Annotated in this window: 18 protein-coding genes; 4 read left to right on the top strand and 14 right to left on the bottom strand. The window is 40.7% G+C overall.

Features of this window, described 5'->3' with window-relative positions; genetic code table 11:
• Positions 1–172: 172 nt before the first annotated feature.
• The gene (locus J9537_RS19095; protein WP_010743853.1) at positions 173–490 is read right to left on the bottom strand and encodes a DsrE family protein; all 318 of its coding nucleotides are present in this window, start codon (positions 488–490) and stop codon (positions 173–175) included.
• A gap of 23 nt (positions 491–513) precedes the next feature.
• On the bottom strand, positions 514–1,914 hold the full coding sequence (gene gad / locus J9537_RS19090; protein ID WP_028021185.1) for a glutamate decarboxylase: 1,401 nt from the start codon (positions 1,912–1,914) through the stop codon (positions 514–516).
• A 267-nt stretch (positions 1,915–2,181) separates the two neighbouring features.
• Between gad and J9537_RS19085 the strand changes: the two genes are divergently transcribed.
• Positions 2,182–3,948 (top strand): Na/Pi cotransporter family protein, encoded by a 1,767-nt coding sequence (locus J9537_RS19085; RefSeq protein WP_218257447.1) that lies wholly within the window; start codon positions 2,182–2,184, stop codon positions 3,946–3,948.
• Positions 3,949–4,083: 135 nt separating this feature from the next.
• Entirely contained in the window at positions 4,084–4,341 is a 258-nt protein-coding gene (locus J9537_RS19080) for a hypothetical protein (RefSeq protein WP_028021187.1), read from the top strand.
• A gap of 44 nt (positions 4,342–4,385) precedes the next feature.
• Here J9537_RS19080 and ade read toward each other — a convergent pair whose 3' ends face one another.
• The 6 genes from ade to J9537_RS19050 all read right to left on the bottom strand — a co-directional run bounded on the left by ade (position 4,386) and on the right by J9537_RS19050 (position 12,034).
• Positions 4,386–6,125 (bottom strand): adenine deaminase, encoded by a 1,740-nt coding sequence (gene ade, locus J9537_RS19075; protein WP_028021188.1) that lies wholly within the window; start codon positions 6,123–6,125, stop codon positions 4,386–4,388.
• A 331-nt stretch (positions 6,126–6,456) separates the two neighbouring features.
• Entirely contained in the window at positions 6,457–7,902 is a 1,446-nt protein-coding gene (locus J9537_RS19070; protein ID WP_028021189.1) for an FGGY-family carbohydrate kinase, read from the bottom strand.
• A 39-nt stretch (positions 7,903–7,941) separates the two neighbouring features.
• Positions 7,942–8,718, bottom strand: coding sequence for an SDR family oxidoreductase (locus tag J9537_RS19065; protein ID WP_010743859.1), 777 nt, complete (start codon positions 8,716–8,718; stop codon positions 7,942–7,944).
• Between the two features lie 48 nt (positions 8,719–8,766).
• A complete protein-coding gene (locus J9537_RS19060; RefSeq protein ID WP_028021190.1) occupies positions 8,767–9,690 on the bottom strand; it encodes an electron transfer flavoprotein subunit alpha/FixB family protein in 924 nt (307 codons plus the stop codon).
• The gene (locus J9537_RS19055; protein ID WP_028021191.1) at positions 9,690–10,478 is read right to left on the bottom strand and encodes an electron transfer flavoprotein subunit beta/FixA family protein; all 789 of its coding nucleotides are present in this window, start codon (positions 10,476–10,478) and stop codon (positions 9,690–9,692) included. The genes J9537_RS19060 and J9537_RS19055 overlap by 1 nt, the downstream gene beginning before the upstream one ends.
• Positions 10,479–10,546: 68 nt before the next feature.
• Entirely contained in the window at positions 10,547–12,034 is a 1,488-nt protein-coding gene (locus tag J9537_RS19050; protein WP_028021192.1) for an FAD-binding oxidoreductase, read from the bottom strand.
• Between the two features lie 217 nt (positions 12,035–12,251).
• On the opposite strand from J9537_RS19050, the gene J9537_RS19045 reads away from it, so the two are divergent.
• The gene (locus J9537_RS19045) at positions 12,252–12,965 is read left to right on the top strand and encodes a MurR/RpiR family transcriptional regulator (protein WP_010743863.1); all 714 of its coding nucleotides are present in this window, start codon (positions 12,252–12,254) and stop codon (positions 12,963–12,965) included.
• A 36-nt stretch (positions 12,966–13,001) separates the two neighbouring features.
• Here J9537_RS19045 and J9537_RS19040 read toward each other — a convergent pair whose 3' ends face one another.
• From J9537_RS19040 to J9537_RS19015, 6 genes are all read right to left on the bottom strand, one after another.
• On the bottom strand, positions 13,002–13,619 hold the full coding sequence (locus J9537_RS19040) for an ABC transporter permease (protein WP_028021193.1): 618 nt from the start codon (positions 13,617–13,619) through the stop codon (positions 13,002–13,004).
• Positions 13,619–14,527, bottom strand: coding sequence for an osmoprotectant ABC transporter substrate-binding protein (locus J9537_RS19035; RefSeq protein WP_010743865.1), 909 nt, complete (start codon positions 14,525–14,527; stop codon positions 13,619–13,621). The genes J9537_RS19040 and J9537_RS19035 overlap by 1 nt, the downstream gene beginning before the upstream one ends.
• A gap of 4 nt (positions 14,528–14,531) precedes the next feature.
• Positions 14,532–15,152, bottom strand: a complete 621-nt coding sequence (locus J9537_RS19030) for an ABC transporter permease (protein ID WP_010743866.1) — start codon at positions 15,150–15,152, stop codon at positions 14,532–14,534.
• 11 nt (positions 15,153–15,163) lie between these two features.
• Entirely contained in the window at positions 15,164–16,285 is a 1,122-nt protein-coding gene (locus J9537_RS19025) for an ABC transporter ATP-binding protein (protein WP_218257446.1), read from the bottom strand.
• A gap of 71 nt (positions 16,286–16,356) precedes the next feature.
• Entirely contained in the window at positions 16,357–17,106 is a 750-nt protein-coding gene (locus J9537_RS19020; RefSeq protein WP_245001364.1) for an SDR family NAD(P)-dependent oxidoreductase, read from the bottom strand.
• A gap of 198 nt (positions 17,107–17,304) precedes the next feature.
• Positions 17,305–17,871, bottom strand: a complete 567-nt coding sequence (locus J9537_RS19015; RefSeq protein WP_028021196.1) for a glycerol-3-phosphate responsive antiterminator — start codon at positions 17,869–17,871, stop codon at positions 17,305–17,307.
• A 429-nt stretch (positions 17,872–18,300) separates the two neighbouring features.
• On the opposite strand from J9537_RS19015, the gene J9537_RS19010 reads away from it, so the two are divergent.
• Positions 18,301–19,560 carry an MFS transporter gene (locus J9537_RS19010; protein ID WP_010743870.1) on the top strand — a complete coding sequence of 420 codons (1,260 nt, stop codon included), beginning with the start codon at positions 18,301–18,303 and terminating at the stop codon, positions 19,558–19,560.
• Positions 19,561–19,562: the final 2 nt, after the last annotated feature.

The raw sequence follows: 19,562 nt of genomic DNA, 5'->3' as shown, positions 1-19,562 counted from the left end.
AATGTAAGCCCTTTACTTAAAATGGCAACTTTTTCTATTAAAAAATGCAAAACTAGACTGAATAAAAAGATGCACTCCCTATTAAAGCACACTCTTCTCCCTCTCGATAGTGACTTTATTGCGATCCAAGCGAAAAAAAACAAGCCCTAAATAAATAGGACTTGATAACTGCTTAACACTTAATATAGGAATACCCCTGCTCCTGCAATTCAACCAAACCAATGACGCCGGATTCAATGATTTCAACTTGCTCATGCATTTGTTTTGAGCGAACATGGAAATTACGCATTGAATGATGACAAGCCTGATAGGTAATATGCGGGTATTCTTTCATAAACTTGATCACACGCGGCAATAAATATCCTTGGATGGCCTCGCCGTTCATTAGCAAGACAATATCTGCTTTTGGCTCCGATAACAAGATATGCTCAATATTGTGACGGGCCTCTCGGATCATTCCTAACTCATCGACATGAAAAACTACTTTCATTTAAAACGCCTCCTTATATTCCATTAATGGGTGAAGCCATAATTTTTAATTTCGGTCTCTTCATGAAATACCAAATGACTATTCTCCAGCTCTTTGATAGCCGCCTTCAAATCCTCAATAAAATCATGTGCCATACTCATGCCAAAATCACTTCGAACTACAATACGCTGAATAATCTGATGATCTAGGTTCTTAGGCAATGGGTAAGAAGGAACCTGCCAGCCCTTCATTAGCAGCCGATCAGATAAATCATACAATGTCCATTGACGTGTTGAATCTTCCGCTAATTTGTAGCAAACCAGTGGTAGCTGACTGCCATCATTGATAAGTGTAAAATGGCGCGACTGTTCGATTTCCTTAGCCAAATAAACTGCTACATCATGGGTTCGTTGATGAATACTTTGATACCCCTCAAAGCCAAAACGAACAAAATTATAATACTGTCCGATCATCTGAGACGCACTATGGGAAAAATTGATCGCCATGGTCGGCATCTCCCCACCGAGATAGCTGACCTTAAAGACAAGCTCTTCTGGGAGAAATTTCTCGTCTCGCCAAACGACCCAGCCAACACCCGGATAAACCAAACCGTATTTGTGCCCTGAAGTATTGATGGAAATGACATTCTTCAGTCGAAAATCCCATGCCAACTCCGGTTCAACAAACGGCGCGTATAACCCGCCTGAAGCTGCGTCCACATGAATATACACTTTATGTTCTGTCTGTTGATTGTATGCTTCCACCAGCTGATCCAATTTCTCGATGTCGTCATATTGTCCTGTGTAGGTGATCCCAAGAATACCTACGATACCGATCGTATACTCATCAACTGCTTCTATGGCTTTTTCAACATCTAGAGATAAATGATCCGCTGACATTGGAATCTCACGAAGCTCAATATCCCAATAAACACAGAATTTTTCCCAACAAACCTGATACCCCGACGAAACGATTAGATTCGGCTTTTTCGCCTGAACAGCAACACCCAGCTTTTCAGCCCGCTTACGCCAGGCAAATTTCATTGCCATACCGCCTAGCATACAGGCCTCGGATGAGCCGATCGTAGACGTTCCGATGTATTTTTCTGGTCCCCTAGCATGCCACAGGTCTGCAATCATATTCACGCAGCGGTTTTCCATCTCAGCGGTTCGGGGATACTCAGACTTGTCGATCATATTTTTATCGAGAGTCTCACTCATTAATTTCACTGCTTCTGGTTCCATGAAGGTTTGACAAAAAGTCGCCAAGTTCAAACGAGAGTTTCCTTCATCTAATAGATCGTCCTTAATCATCTGATAGGCGATCCGCGGTTCGATGGATTTTTTTCCTAAATGATAGGACGGCAATAGCTCATCCTCATTCTTTGATCCGAAAATTGGTTCCAAGTAACTCGCCTCACGTCGATCTTTCTTTCCATAAAGCATTTGACCACGTCTCCTCTATATAAATAGTGCCCTTATTTACCCGAGTTGAACAAAATCTTCTTCTATAATAAGAGTAGCTGAAAGCGCTAAAAAATACAAAAGAATTCCTTGCAATCTGCTATCAATCCGATGATTTTTTCGAATTAAACTAAAATTAGCGGATTATTTCGAAAAAATCAGCATTTTTTTAAATAAAAGACTTTCTTTTTACTTGTGAATCTATTATTTTGGTAGTAGCATGCAAAAAAAATTAGCGGAGGACGCATTATGTCTTATCAGGAAATGCTTTTTACTTTCTTAGGCGGATTAGGAATTTTCCTTTTTGGGATCAAATATTTAGGTGACGGCTTGCAAAAAGCCGCCGGAAATCGATTACGAGAAATCCTAAATCGATTTACCTCAACGCCCTTTCGTGCCGTTTTAGCCGGGATCATTGTCACAGGGTTGATCCAGAGCAGCTCAGGAACAACGGTCTTAGCTGTGGGATTAGTTAGTGCCGGCTTTATGACCTTAAAACAAGCAATCGGGGTTATCATGGGGGCAAACGTGGGAACGACTGTCACCGCTTTCATCATCGGTTTTAATTTGAGTGAATATGCGTTGCCGATTATTGGAGCTGGCGCCATTCTACTCTTCTTTTCAAAGCGAACCTCGTTGCAATCGATCGGACAAATACTTTTCGGATTTGGCGCGCTTTTCTATGGATTGAAACTAATGGGTACAGCGATGGACCCTTTGAAAGATCTCCCGCAATTTAATGAATTGATGATCAGTGTCTCCCATCACCCTGTACTAGGTGTGGGTATCGGGACCTTGTTAACCATGGTTTTACAAAGCTCCAGTGCAACAATCGGGATCTTACAGCAGCTTTACATGCAAGGAAGTGTCTCCTTAACAGCCGCCTTGCCGATTTTATTTGGTGATAATATTGGAACAACGATCACGGCTATTATTGCCTGCTTAGGCGCAAGTGTTGCAGCGAAAAGAACGGCTGCATCACATGTCATTTTCAACTTGGTTGGAGCGATTATCTTTACAATTTTACTGGCTCCTTTTACTAAACTCGTTATTTTTTTCGCGAGTTCATTAGGCTTGAATCCAGCCATGCAGATTGCTTTCGCACACGGACTCTTCAATATTTCCAACTTAGCGATTCAATTCTGGTTTATTCCGCAGATTGAGATGATCGTGAAGAAGATCGTCCCAGGCAGCGAGAAAAATTTGAATATTCGTTCTGTTACTTTGAGTGAGCCCATTATCCACACTTCTTCCGTTATGGCCATCGAACAGGCCAAAGGAGAAGTCATTCAAATGGGGAATTACGTGCTTTCTTCAGTAAAATCCGCGCGTAAGTATTACAACGACACGAAGGAAGAATGGCGGGACGACGTTCTACAGTACGAAGATGCTATTAATCAGTGTGATATAGAATTGACTGAATACCTCGTCAAAATTTCCGCGACTGAATTGACCCCATTAGAGAGTCAAGAACAAGCGATGCTGCTGGAATTTACGAAAGACTTCGAGCGCATTGGAGATCATTCAATGAACATTATCCACTACGTCGAAGAATCTATCGCATTAGAAGAAAAACAACGTGCAAAGGATAAAAGAAATAAGACGAAATCAACCAACAATCGGCAAACCTTCTTGCTTCATGATGAAGACCTTGAACGACTATTCGACAAAGTACTTAAAAATATCCGTGATGCCATGCAGGTATTAGAAAATGACGACATCGAGCTAGCGCAAAAGATGCTGGATCGTGAAGAAGAAATCAATCAACTCGTTGAATTGTTGCGTAAGAAATACATTCGCCTAATGACAAAAGGCGAAGGACGTGCAGCAGACGGCGTTCTCTTGATTGATATCAGCTCCAACCTTGAACGTTCTAGCGACCGGACGCTTCACATTGCGAAATACTTCTTAGGAAACAAATACAATTTCAAATACGATACTTCCAATTTCCATTACAAAGAACCACTGGAGTCATCTGACGATTCCCTTAGTGATGGCAAAGAAGTATTGGATTAGTGAAAAGCAATTCCTCGATTATTTGAGGGATTGCTTTTTACCTTTCACGATTGTAAGTTTAACTACTCTTTCGTAAGTATTTTCGCGCCCTATTCCTTGGTATGATTGGTTTATCAAAGAAAGGGAGTTGAAGAAATGGATACATTTACGATTGTTTTATTGGGTTGGGGACTTTATTCAGTGATTCATTATTTTGAAAAACGTGGGGAACGCGGAAAAGCAATTATTGCAACAGTGCTTGTAAGTTTGCTGATTATCTTATCAAATGTCTTTAGTAATTTTGCCAATGCCTCTCAGCTAGGCTGGTCAAAATTAGTTCTGACTGTTGGTGTGAGTGTGGTAATTTTATCCTTCTTTATTTTTCTGCCAGCTATTTTCAAAACAAAAAAATAGGCTAGTTGAAAGATTCTCGCAAGAATCTTTCAACTAGCTTTTTCTTATTCTGCAACTGATACGGGTACGACTTCAAACTTCGTCACATCTACCAATCCGATGTCGGTGATTTTTAAATTGGGAATAACGGCTAAAGACATGAAGCCTAGTGTCATGATCGGATCTACCTTTTCCGATACCCCCAATACATCATGAGCCAAGCGATTGATCTCCGCTTCTTGTTCTGCGACCTCTTCACCTGAAAGGTCACTCATTAATCCGGCAATTGGCAACGCCATACTTCTGATCACTTCGCCGGATTCGACTAATACCACACCGCCCTCTTGCTCTTTTAGTGCTTGCAGCGCTGTAGCCATATCCTCGTCATTGGTTCCAGTAACAATCAAATTATGAGAATCGTGAGCAATGGACAAACCAATCGCTCCTTTTTTCAGTCCGTAATCCTTCAATAGTCCGACAAATACATTTCCTGTATTGTGATGACGCTCAACTACTGCGATTTTTGTTACATCCTGCTGCGGGTCAAAGACAAATTGTCCCTCACCATCTCTTTGAACGGAGACGATTGCCTCATTTGTTAACGCTTCTTGTGGAATCACTTCAATCGCTCGTGCTTGATTACTGGCCAAGTTTAAGCCTAATTGCGCTTTATGAAAGGTATCAATATGCACACTTGATTGAACGTTTTCCGTTGACACACGGGTAATAGTTGGAAGATAGTTCCCTTTTTCAGCGATCAAGTCACCAGCAATATACGTTGCTTCGATCGCTATTTCTTTTAAATCAGAAAAAATGACCAAATCCGCTCTCAATCCTGGCGCAATCGCTCCGCGATCCGTCAGTTGACAGCATTGAGCCGCATTGATCGTTGCCATCTGAATCGCTCGAATCGGTGAAACTCCTTCCTCGATACAAATCCGAATGCTGTTATCCAAATGTCCTTTTTCCAGCATGGTTTTTGCTTGTAAGTCATCCGCCGATAACACACAACGCTGATAATTATTTTCGGTAACACCCTTCAATAAGGTTCGCAGGTTTTGCGTAACCGAGCCTTCCCGTAAAAAGACATACATCCCGCGAGCAACCCGATCCTTTAATTCCTGCACCGTTGAGCATTCGTGATCATTAGCGATCCCTGCCGCTGCATAGGCATTTAATTCTTTTTCAAACACCATTGGTGAGTGACCGTCAATCCGCAAATTCCGTTCTTTTGCGGCTAACAGCTTGTCCAGCACCTCCTCTTGTGCATTGATTACACCTGGGAAATTCATAAATTCTGCCAAGCCATCCACTTGATTTTTTTCAAATGCCGGAATCATATCCGAGGCTTCCACTACTGCACCAGCATTTTCCATATTCGTCGCCGGTACACAAGAAGGCATCATATAGCGAATATCTAATGCTGTTTCTTTAGCAGCCTCCACCATATAGTCCAACCCCTGCAACCCTAAAACATTCACGATCTCATGGGGATCCGCTAACACAGTCGTTGTGCCATGAGGAACGAGCAGACGACCAAACTCTTCCGGTGTTACATAGGAAGATTCTACATGGATATGAGGATCAATGAATCCTGGAGCAACAAATTTTCCTTGTAAATCAATGCTTTCTGCTCCCTGATAACCCTCACCGACTCCCGCGATTCTTCCATCCACAATGGCGACATCTCCCTGCAGGATTTCTGCCTGATAAACATCCACCACCTGGGCATTTTTTAAAACTAGATCAGCTGGTACTCGTCCCGCTGCTACATCAATCAGGCGCTTTAATGACTTTTTGTTCAATTCCCTCTCCCCTTTTTAAATATTTTTTCTATTATAGCAGGGTTACTCCCTCGAATCACTACTAATTTGAGTTCATTTTAAAATGATACTAATCTCTCCTGTTTATAAGTAAGTAGATGGATCACTATGAAAGGCTCTTTGATGTAATAAATGCTCAAAGTGTATTTTCCTTTATAAATAGAAAAAATCAACAGCCCCAATCGTAATACTTAAGATCATTTTGTCGAAAATTAGGTTAACCGTCAGTCTATCCAATTTCATAAGCTACTTTTTTTATCATAAGAAAAAGAAGTAGCTCCATTGGTTAACGGAACTACTTCTTCAAAATCTATTATCCTTCCGGATGCAAAACGTTATACGATTTTTTCAATACTTCATCCGTATAATCCGTCAAGCTTTGATACACTTCTTCGTTTAACTGTTTATAGATCGATACGTTTTCTGGCTTTGGAGTAAAGACGTCTTTTACTTTAACCATTTTTTCTACGGCTTCTTCATATGTTTCATAAATACCTAGTCCAACTGCAGCGTTAATTGCTGCCCCTACACTGGCACTGCCGTTCACCACATTTCGCTTGATCGGCAGGTTGAAGACATCCGCAAAAATCTGCATCAGTAAATCACTGTTTGACCCACCGCCTGTCACGATGACCTCATCGATCGGGTGTCCCAGTTCATCAGTCATATTCGTTACATTATTTTTCATCGTATAAGCGATACCTTCTAAGATCGAACGATACAAATAGCGATAATCATGATGGGCATTAAAACCAATCATCACACCACGCTTGAAGGGTTCCCACGGGTTCGCCAGCCAATCCAACTTCGTCATCAAGCCGTCACTTCCGGCTGGAATATTCGCTGCTTGTTCATTCAAATATTCTTCTTCGCTAATACCTTGATAGTTAGAGCGAATACTGATTTTTTCACCTAAAAGATCCTTGAACCAAGAAACGGTCCACATTCCTCGACGAATGCCATAGCCTTCATAGATATAACGTCCTGGCATGGAAGATAAAATTCCCCAATAATTCACCGCATCACTAGGCGGCATTTGTTTGCCCATCATCATGCTGCAAATATAGGTTCCTAAAGAAACAACTGCACTAGTATCTTGAATCAGCCCCGCTCCTAGTGCTTCAACAGCTTTATCACTAGTTGTAGCAAAAACAGGTACTCCTTCTGGTAAGCCTGTTTTTTTACTAGCTTCCTTAGTGATCGTCCCTAGATTATCCCCCGGCTTAACGGCTTCAAACAGCATCTCTTCTGGAAGATTATATTGCTTCAATATTTGTTCGTCGGTCGACCAGTCCCATGTCTCATAATCTACTGGCCATTGACCAAAATTATTTCCGATATTATCTTTAAATTCACCGGTTAATCGATGAGTGATATACCCACTTGTAGAGGTTACGTATTGAACGTCTGGATTGTCATGGACATACGGAGTTGAGGTCCGTTTATCCATCCAGCTAATCACTGGCTGTGCCAAAGTACCGTCTTTTTTTAATAATACACGACAGCAGCGGATAAAACCTAACCCGATTCCCACAATATTTTCTTTCCGTACACCAAACTCATCCATTGCTTTCATTGATGCACTGCATAACGCATCCCACAAGTCGTCACCGGGATGCTCAACAACGACATCCTCGCCTAAATGCATTGGACGCAACGCTTCTTTTCCTTCGCCAACAATGTTGCCTTCTAAATCAAAAATGACAATCTTCGCACTCTGGCTTCCGCCATCGATACCAACGATATATTTCTTTTCCATAGTCTCTCCTTTTCATGTTTCTACTATTATATAGCTGGACTACCGTACTAAGAAACCACCATCAACAGCCAAGATATGTCCATTTACAAAATGCGAAGCTTCAGAAGCTAAGAAAGCTGTTGCACCCATCAAATCTGCCACATCTCCCCATCTGCCTTCTGGTGTGTGATCCACAATCCATTTACTGCGTTCTGGATCCTCAATTGATGCTTTTGCCGCATGTGTTTTGAAGTAGCCAGGTGCAATACCATTTACTTGGATATTGTATTGCGCTAATTCGTCACAATAAGCTTTCGTCAAACCAGCTAATCCATGTTTTGACGCGGCATAAGCAGGGGCCCATTGTCCTCCCAAGAAAGAGAACATAGAACAAATATTAATGATCTTTCCACTCTTCTGAGGAATCATCACTTTAGCAGCTTCATGGCTCATATCAAAGGCTGCAGTTAGATTAATGTTGATCGTTGGATCCCATTTATCACGACCATAGCTCACTACGTCATCGCAAGGACAAATTCCTGCGCAGTTTACTAAGATATCTACAGAGCCAAATTCAGCGACACATTTTTCAACAACTTCTTGGCAGACGCCGTCTTTTGTGATATCTGCTTCCATATAAGCTGTTTTTGCTCCACGCTCTGCTAACACAGCATTGAATTCTGGATCATCTGGCATAATCGATGGCATGAAAATATTTGCTCCTGCTTCAGCTAAAGCTAAGGAAAATGCTTGTCCTAGTCCAGTATTTCCGCCTGTTACGATCGCGTTTTTCCCTTTGATATGAAACATATCCATCTTGAAGTCTTTGATTTCCATTCTTCTACCTTCTTTTCCTTTATTTTTGTTTTTTCACCCGCTTTGGGGTTATCCCTTAAGTCTGGTACTTAGCTTCCTTGCAAATTCCGCTGCATCACCATGTACAACGATACTGGCTAAATGATTCATCGGTGCACCCAAATCCGTATTTACCGAAATAATCTCTTTTACATTTTTTAATCCTTCAATGTGCTGTGTCGAACCGTAAATGCCCAGTGCCAAATACAAATCTGGACTCACTGTCTTTCCTGATTGTCCGACTTGTATTTCTCGCGGCGCTCTCTTACGATCAACTAGCTGTTTCGAAACTGCCACGACACCACTCAATTCATCCGCCAACCCCTGTAGTTGATCAATAGGTTCCGAGAATCCTCCGCCTGCTGAAATGATTACGTCAGCCTCCCGAATATCAATACCGCTATGTTCACTTTCGTTAATATCTAAAATTTCAATTGATGACGCTTTCAATTCTGTAGGATAAAAATCGATTTTCTCTGGCATTTTCGTTAAATCCTCTGCATGAAAAACATTAGGATGGACACTCGCCATGATTGGTGACGTTTCACAGACGATACTTGCCATAATATTGCCTGAAAAAGCGGGTCGCACCAATTTCTTTCCACGTTTGTCGACATGAATGTCGGTAATATCAGCCACTAATCCTACCCCCAGTCGCATCGCCACGCGCGGAGCCACCATTCGTCCAAATTCCGTCGCTAAAATAATGATACTGTCAAATTGGTACTCTCTATGAACCTGCTCAATGATATCTGTCATTACACGACTATCCTTTAGTTGGATCGACGGTCCTTCAACGTTAATCAATGCATCAAGCCCTTTAACTTCTTCAGGCAAATTGATCCCTAATCCGTAAATAAATGCTTCTCCTTGAGCCAATCGATTGACTACAGCTATCAGATCCAATGAATAGTCAACCTGATCATTATCTATCAGAATGAGTCCTTTAAACATTATAAGTACCCCTTTTCTTTTAGAAACTGAACCACTTCATCAATACCTTGATCGTCAACTTTCACTACTTTGTGGGCCACTTGCTCTCTTTTTACCACCACATTTTTTTTCACTTTAGTTGGTGAGCCTTTACCGCCGATTTCTCCAGCTGGCAATTGTAACGTTTCATTCGTCACCAGCTCAAATTGGTCCTCCACATTTTTCCCAATATTTTCATACCTTACAAAACCGAGGCGCAGATTCATCTGATGAGTGACGCTCAATACGCTTGGGTTTTTAATTTTTAAATGATACGTTTTTTCCTCTTGAAAAGCTTCAACAATGGAATACTCTTCTGTGAGCGATGGAATAGAAACAATGTTGGAAAACTGATTGATTCTCATAATTTCCGCGATCTGCGGTCCGACATGTCCAGTTCCGCCATCTAAGGTATGCGTACCAGTAAGCAGTACATCATATTTTGTAGAGGAGAGGTAGCTTGAAATAATTCGACTAGTCACCAATGAATCACTGCCGGCAAAATGACGATCGCTGATTAAAACAGCTTTATCCGCACCCAAACGTACAAAATCTTTCGTTGGTTCCTCCAGCTTCATTGGCCCCATCGTCACAACTTCAACAAAAACAGAAGGGTTTTGCTTCTTTTGCATCATCGCAAAAGCCAGCGCATTCTTATCATCCGGATTCAAGATTAAACGGGAGCTATCTCGATCGATTTTATCCGTTTTATAATCATAGACAAATTTCTCTGTATCTGGAACAAATTTGACTAAGCAGATGATTTTCATGCTATTCCCTCCTAATGCGTAATATTATTATCTGTTCAAGGGCTTTCGCCCTTGAACAGATCGTGTACTTATTTTTGATACTTCAAGCCTTCTTGAACTGGATAAATATTTCCAAAACTCATAACACCCTTCGGATCGAAAACTTCTTTCAAGCTTTCTAACATATAGTAGGCAGATTGATGCTCTTCTTTTGTCCATTCATTACGGTACTTCCCGATTCCGTGATGGTGACACATAGAACCGCCTAATTTTAGCGTTTCCTCTACGATGATCGCTTGAATCGGATGGTGATAAATCTTCATTTCATCCTCTGGTTCGCAATTGATATCGTAATTATAAACAAAGTACATGTTCGTCCCGTTTAAATAGCTGTGTGAAGAATGTCCTCCTAGCATTGTTAAATCATCTGCACGAGGAAACTCATTACGAATTCGGTCAATGACGTTGTTATAAATTTTCGTGATTGTTTCCCAATCTGCCGAAACCTCTGTCGTATACCCATCGTGTTTGTCGTTGTCGATCATGCCTTGGATTTCATCGTCGATCGTTTGTTGTGTCCAGTTCAATTGATTGAACCAATTTTCGATCAATTGAGAATCTACTTGTTTCACGATACCATCCTTAAATTTCTCCACCGCTTCTTCGATTCCCTTGCCTGTTGCTTCAACGATTCCTTTTGGCCCTTCCGCCATAAAGATCAGCACGCATTTTCCTTCGTAGAAATGATAGAAATGCTGGCGTGCATCCTCTGGTGAATATGTTCGCGCAACCGATGGGCGATAGCCGTTTACCATCACTTCGCGAAGGACCTTCACGCCATCTTCTACATCATTTACTAAATAGCCGTAAAACTTATTATTGTCTGGGTAATACTTAAATATCTTCACTGTTACTTCAGTGATGTAACATAACGTTCCTTCATTTCCAATTACGATATGACGAATGTCCGGTCCACCGGCACGACGAGAAATATTTTTGATTCGCGAGATATGCCCATTCGGAAAGACACATTCAAGGCCAACGACCATATCTTCGATCCCACCGTATAAGGTAGAGAATTGTCCAATTGATCGTGTCGCAACTAATCCGCCGTATTGAGCGATCGGTTTTGATTGGGGAGAGTGCCCTGTTGTGTACCCGATTTTTCTTAATTCATCTTCCAATGCTTGTAGTGGAACACCCGCCTGAACAGTTGCCTGCATATTGTAAGGATCAATTTTTAAAATCTTGTTCATTCGCGAGCCATCAATTACTAATGCCAAATCTTTCCAGTTTTCCAATCCGCCTTCCGTTGCTGTTTGTCCGCTTCGAGGGATGACGTTGATGTCATTTTCGTTACAATACATCAAGAGCTCTTTGACTTCTTCTGCATTGTTAGGATAAACGACTGCTGTTGGCAGCGGGTTATCTAGAACCCCTTTTGCTTTCATGTATTTGCGGTAGCGGTCAGAGGCTGCATCATATAAAGTTGCATGATCGGTTACTACCTGTTCTTCAGAAACGATTTTTTTTACGTCCTTGATAATTGCTTCTTTCACCAATGTTTCAGAATTCATTCAATTAACTCCATTCATCATTTTTTCGAAAGCGCTTTTCTTGAGTTCAGTATAAAGGGTTGACTCTTGTTTTACATTAAAATTTGATTAAATTTTCTATTTATTTTTGTTTTTTATCAATATAATGGAAAATTTTCCACTTATTGTTTGCTTTTTAGATTCTGCTTATGCTATTCTGAATGTAAGATAACTCAATGAGAATTAGGAGGAATGCCTCATGAAAATACAGCTTGATCGATTAAACGATTTAGAAATAAGCATCCACAATCGTTTAACGCTAGAAAGCAAAGAAAATCCAAACTTGACCATCACGGAAGCGGCAAAGCTTTCAGGTGTTTCACCCTCCAAAATTTCTAAACTTGTCAAAAAAATGGGCTTCTCTGGCTACAAAGAATATTTTCGTTTTTTGACTGGCAAAGAATTAATTAAACAAAAAAAATTAAATAGCGAATTTGCTCGTATCAAGGATTTCATGGAGAATTTTGATGAATCAACGGTAGATTATTTAGCTGGATTGATTCAGCAGTCGGATAAAATTTTACTTTTTGGTTATGGTCCGACAAATTTTTGTATGGAATATTTTGAGTACAAATTAAATTTTACTCTTAATAAAAATGTCATTCGAGTGAGTCAGCCTTCCTTGATTCCTGATTTGTTAACGGAGGACTCTTTGCTACTGATTTTTTCTGTCGCTGGAAAATTTGCGAATTTTGATCCATTGTTTGAAGAAGCGAAAAAGCATCATGCCAAGTCTTTATTGGTAATGGAGGAAATGAACACTGATTTAACTCTTGATGCCAGTGAGATCATCTTCTTGACTAAGTCGCACCAAGATGAGCATTTAAAGTCTCATGAAAAAACTCGAACCATTTTATTGATGTACATCGAAGAAGTCATACGTCAATTAACGAAAGAAGACCTCCGCGAATAACTTGCGGAGGTCTTCTTCATTTCTAAACATTTATCACTATTTCATGATCCAATCAAATAGCCAATCCATCATTATTGCAATAAACGCACATAGGACTGCTCCAACGACAATAATTGGACCGCCATCCGTAATCGCGATTCCACGCAAGATGACATCACCGACCCCGCCAGCGCCAACGAAAGAACCAATCGTCGTAATCCCTACTGAAATTACTAGCGCATTGCGCACACCAGCTAATATCACTGGCATCGCTAATGGTATTTTGATCATATAAAGAATTTGATAGCGATTCATACCAATTCCCTTTGCACTGTCTATATACATTGGATCTACATTTACTAATCCAACATACGTATTTTTGACGATAGGTAACAATGAATACAGAACTACGGTTGCAACTACAGTATTTTGTCCTAAGCCCATTAAAATCAAGAGAACTGTCAGCATCGCAATGGAAGGGATCGTTTGAATCACATTGATGAGACCAATCACAAGATCAGAAAGTTTCTGTCGTTCAGATAATAGAATGCCTAAAGGAAATCCAATTAAAAAAGTTAAGACCACGCCGATCACAGAGATATACACATGCACACCAAATTGCGTAATCAAGTACGAAGAGTTTTCGCTCAAATATTGTATCAAATTATCAAACATTAGCTTCCCTCCTCAAAATAATTATGCTTTTCCAAAAAGCGCCGAGCAATGAGCTTTGGCTCTAGGAGTTCATTATCAGATTCATAATTCAACCGCTGCATCGCTTCTGTATCAATCGTATTCTGTAATTTCAGTAAAAGTGGTTTTAGTTCTGGATATTTTTTTAAAGTATCTCCTGAGACGACAACACTTGCTGTATAGGGTGGGAAAAATTTCAAGTCGTCTTCTAGCATCACAAGATCATAACTGCCCACTCGTCCATCTGTAGAGTATCCTAAGATTACATCCAGTTCCTTAGAGACGAGTGCATCATAAAGCAAACCGACCTGCATCGGATAAACCCGTTGAAACTTCGTATCATAAGCTTCCGTATAACCTTTATAGCCATCGCCTTCTCGCTTATACCACGTCTGATCGGACCCTAGACGCATTTTGTCCGCACATTTTTTTAAATCACTAACGGTTTTTAAGTCATATTTTTGGGCAGTTTCTTGAGTGACCATAAACGTAAACTGATTAGAAAAGCCATAGCTCGGGAACCATTCGAAGCCAAATCGCTGGTCAAACTCTCGTTGTACAATTTTTAGTGCTTTTGCAGGGTCTTTCTCTGTTGGGAGTCCTAAAGTTCCAATCAAATCTGTTCCTGTATAACGTGTAGGTGCAATATCCAGGTCCCCTCGAAGCATGGCTTCATGCATCAAGTTTGCTGATCCTAGATTATTTAGATAAACGATCTTTTTATCCGTTGAATGCTGAAGCAGTTCAACTACGATATTCCCTAATATCTGAGATTCCGATGTGACACCACCCGCAACCGTGATCGTATCATCCTTATTAGAAAAATTTTGCACGACAAAACTTCCGAAAAGCAGGAGCATCGCAACTAACAATAAAACACGCTTTTTCATCGATTCACCCTCTATCCATCGTTAGTTTTGCTTCTGAACGCTTAAGCAATGCATCAGAAAGTAAGGCTAGCAGCGTGATCGGAATTGTTCCCATCAATACTAAATCCATTCGATACAGATTCAATCCGTTAAAAATAAAATCTCCCAATCCACCAGCCCCGATATAGGATGCCAAGGTGGTCCATGAGATAACGTAAACCGTCGATACCCGAATCCCTGCCATAATAACGCCCATTGCTAGGGGCAGTTCAATTTGCACTAATCGCTGCATCTGCGACATCCCCATCCCTTTAGCAGCATCCAAATAGGTCGCATCGACTGATTTAATTCCTACATAGGTGTTTCTTAGAATCGGCAACAGTGAATATAAAAACAGCGCGATCACCGCTGGAATCTTTCCAATCCCAAAAAAAGGAATCATAATCGATAACAGTGCCAGTGACGGAATGGTTTGAAAAACACCTACAACCTTAATCACAGTTTCTGAACCCTTTTCTACACGAGTTAAGAGCGCGCCCAGCGGAACAGCCACGAGGATGCCAAGAAAAATCGCTAAAAAGGACAAATAAAAATGTTCCCAGAATTTCAATAAAATCTCATTACCATATTCTGACCAAAAATTCATGTCATCCCCTCCTACTGCAATTGTTCTTGTACAAGCGACACTAGTGATGAGCGCGTCACGATACCCACTAAGTGTTCCTCGTCATCCACTACCGGCAAGTATTTAAAAACATGATTAATCAGGGGTTCAATGACATCCGCTACTCGATCCTTTTGATTCACACTTGCCGTATCTGTTCTCATTACCTCAAAAACTGAAGAAGTCGGTTTAAGTTTGGAAATATTTCGTTCAACAAAGTTGATATCAATAAAGCCCTTCAAGCAATTTTGATCGTCTACAACAAGCAAAGTATCCACTTTTTTTTCTGACATTTGGCGGATTGCTTCGGTGATTGATTTACTTAAGGAGATCGATTCGACTCGATCCACCATCAAATCAGATACAGTCATCTCGTTATTGTAATACCCATTACGCTTCCGCTTTCCAATCAGTTCCTCTACAAAATCGTTGGCTGGCTTTTCTAAGATTGTATCAACCGTATCATATTGAACAATCTCCCCATGATCCATAATAATAATTTTGTCCGCCAGCTTGATTGCTTCATCCATATCATGCGTAACGAAAACAATGGTCTTTTTCATCTCCTGCTGCAAGCCTTTAATCATCTCCTGCAACGCATCTCGCGTAATTGGATCCAAAGCACCGAACGGCTCGTCCATCAGAATGATATCTTGACTAGCAGCTAATGCTCGAATTACACCAATTCGCTGTTGCTGACCGCCTGAAAGATTCTTCGGTTTTCGTTCTAAATACTCGATGGGTAAATCTACTCGCTGAATCAGCCGTTCCGCAACTCCTGATTTTTTTTCCTCACTCCATTTCAACAGCTTTGGAACGATCATAATGTTTTCACGTATTGTCATATGAGGAAATAATCCAATATTCTGGATCACATAGCCAATCTGTCTCCGCAATTCGTCCTCGTTCAGTTTAGTAACATCTTGTCCGTTAATTTTGATACTGCCACTTGAGGGCTCAATCATCCGATTAATCATTCGAACCAACGTAGTTTTTCCGCTTCCACTCGTACCGATAACACAGATGAATTGATTGTACTCGATCGTTAAGTCAAAGGGCTGTACAGCAACCGCTTTTTCTCCATATCTTTTTTCTACCTGCTCAAACTCGATCATACCAATGATTCCTCCGTTCTTATGTATAGCCGTGACAAAAAAATGCTGTCACGACGTTTAAAATTGGCTGATTACCTTACTCGATAGCCGCCATCGACTGACAAAATATGTCCATTAACAAAATTTGAAGCTGGACTAGCTAAATAAACTAAGGCTCCCATCAAGTCTACATCCTCCGCAAAATAGTTCGTGGGAACGTGGGCCAAGACGCGTTGAGTAATTTCCGAATCCTCGCTTTCAGTCCTATCAGTAATCATATATCCCGGAGCGATACCATTTACCTGAATATTGCTACTTGCCAATTCATCACAATAAGCTTTTGTTAGACCGACTAATCCATGCTTTGCTGCAGCATTTGCTGGTGATTGCTGTCCACCCAAAAAAGAGAATAAGGAGCAGATGTTAATGATCTTGCCGCTTTTTTGTGAAAGCATCACTTTTGCTGCTTCATGAGACATCTCAAATGCAGCCGTCAGATTCAATTGAATCATTGGGTCCCATTTTGAACGATCGAACTTTGTTACTTCTGCTGATAGGTGCATTCCAGCACAATTCACTAAGATATCTACTGTGCCAAAAACCTCCACACAGTGTTCTACTACCTGCTGCGGAACACCCTCTTCTGTTAGATCCACTTCCATAAAAACGTAGCACGAACCCGTTTCCTCAATAATTTTCTGTGTTGTTCCATCGTCATCAATCAAACTAGGCACAAGGATGTTTGCTCCACATTTGGCTAATGCTAATGAGAATGCTCGTCCAATCCCTGTATTCCCTCCTGTTACGATGGCAACTTTTCCATCCAGTGAAAAAAGATCCATATTGAATTCTGTGATTTCCATTTATCTTCCCTCCGATTGTATGATAGCTAATTACTGACGCATTTAGTTTTCTTCATTCCCGACCGAATCTACCCAGTTTTAACCGTTTGTACTAAAATCAAAATAAAAAAGCGAACACCAAATAAGCTGGTGTCCGCTTTTCTCTGTCCTCTTAGCAACAACTACCGTTTTTCATTTTTATATTTCCCAAACATCCATGTTGGTTGTTGAAATGGCAACTGCACCCGCCTGCAAAGCCGTCATAACTAATTCCTTATCACAAACCAAACCACTTGCTACAATAGGCACATCTACAACTTCTTGTACCCATGATAAAACTTTAGGCATCGCACCTGGCAAAACCTCCACAACATCTGCCTTTGATGTTCCTAATTGTTTCGGTAAATTATGATAAGACTTCGAATCAATCAAAAAGAAACGATGAATCGTAAACATTCCTCTGGCATTCGCCGCTCGCAAAAGAATGGATTTTGAGCTGATAATACCATCAGCTTTTGTCGCCCGTTTTAAATAGTCAACGGCCGTCTCCTTTGTCGCTAACCCATCAATCAAGTCCACATCTACCATTACGATTTTTCCCGCTTCTTTCAAGCGATCAACGATGTCCACGATGCTGCACACATCTCCGTAAAGGACGAAGATAATGTCGCTTTCACAGGTCAATGCCTTCTCAAAACTGCGCTTATTATTGATAGCAGCAATTAGCGGATTGTCCTCCATCATTTGAATAATTTTTTCCTTCATCTTCACCCATATCCCTACCAACGTAATTTAATACGCTTTCATTCTAGCGTGGCTCACAAATCTATGTACGAGAAATTTCTGAGAATAACAAAATATTTTTTCAGACTTTATCTTGCTTACTCAACATTTCTTGATTCATTATGATTGTGTTTCTTCAGTCTAAGGGATAACCGCTTTTTCGTCAATCACACTAAAAAAATCTATTTTTCGAATAAACATTGATATATCGGCATTATTCAAGCAAAAAAAACACAAAAATTTAGATGAAAAATATTTTTGAACTATTTTGGGTACAAAAAATTGTTGACATCGCTTTCACTCCCTTCTATACTTTGGGTGTTACTGGAGACCAGAGAGAAGTAACGCTTACTTAAGCGTTGCTTCTTTTTTGTTTTTTTGTAAGAAAATTCACAAACAGGAGGGTGTTATATGAACAAGCAAGCAGTAAAAAAATGGGGAACCTTGTTGCTATTGTCAGCCGGTGCAGGAATTATCTTTCAGCTCCCTTACATTCGGGAAACGTTTTATGTACCGATCCAGAAAGCTATGAATTTAACCAACGCACAAATGGGAATGTTATCTTCCGGCTATGCTACGATGGCGACCTTTTCTTACTTTATTGGAGGAATCGTAGCCGATAAGTTCTCAGCCCGCAAATTGCTGACCTTTTCTTTCTTAGCTACGGGGGTTCTTGGTTTTTGGTTTTCAACTTTTCCGGGATTTCAAGTAAGCCGAATTATTTTTGTATTGATGGGAATTTCTACCATCATCACTTATTGGTCGGCAGCCATCAAAGCGACTCGTATGCTAGGAGACAGTTCGGAACAAGGACGTTTGTTTGGTTGGCAAGAAGGGTTACGTGGTCTGTTGAATGCTCTACTGGTATTCGGAATGACAGCCGTATACAGTCGCTTTTCGAACGAAGTTTTAGGAACCACTTGGGCTATTCGTGTCTGTGCAATCGCTGTTATTATTATCGGTATTTTAAATTGGTTCGTAATTGAAGATACGGCAGCCGAAACTCATACAGAGCCAATTTCAAAAGTTGCCATCGGAATGTTTAAAACGTTGAAAATGCCTCGCACATGGGTATTAGTAGCGATCGTATTTTTTGCATACAGCATTTATGGTATTTTAGGCTACATCAACACCTATGCAATTAATGTTTATGGTTTATCCGTTGCCGGAGGAACCACGCTCGGTGGTGTCCGTTATTTAGTCCAGGCTGCCGGAGGAATTATCGGAGGGATTATCGCAGATAAACTGGGATCACGTATCCGTGTTATTATTGGCGGGGCCGCTCTATTAACACTCTGCTTCGCAGGCTTCTTGGTATTGCCTGAAAGTGCAGGATTATTAGTCGCAATCATTGCAAACTTTATCTTCGGTTTGTTCCTGATCTATGTGGTTCGCAGTCAATATTTTGCTATCATTGATGATGCTGGCTTCCCAGTTGAAATGACTGGTCGTGTTTCAGGTATTGTCTCTTGTTTAGGTTATTTACCAGATGTCTTTATGTACACAATGATTGGTGGATGGCTAGATGCAAATCCTGGAAAAGCTGGTTTTAACATGATGTTCATGTATGCAATCGCAATGGGTGTAGGCTGTATTATCTTCTCATTCGTTCTAACAGCGATCATTAAAAAAGATAAAGCCGCCGCTGCTGTCTCTACTGAAATTGAATAAAT

The sequence above is a fragment of the Enterococcus raffinosus genome, from assembly GCF_019175485.1.
Taxonomy (GTDB): Bacteria; Bacillota; Bacilli; order Lactobacillales; family Enterococcaceae; genus Enterococcus_A; species Enterococcus_A raffinosus.
This window is presented reverse-complemented; position numbering and strand designations above follow the sequence as displayed.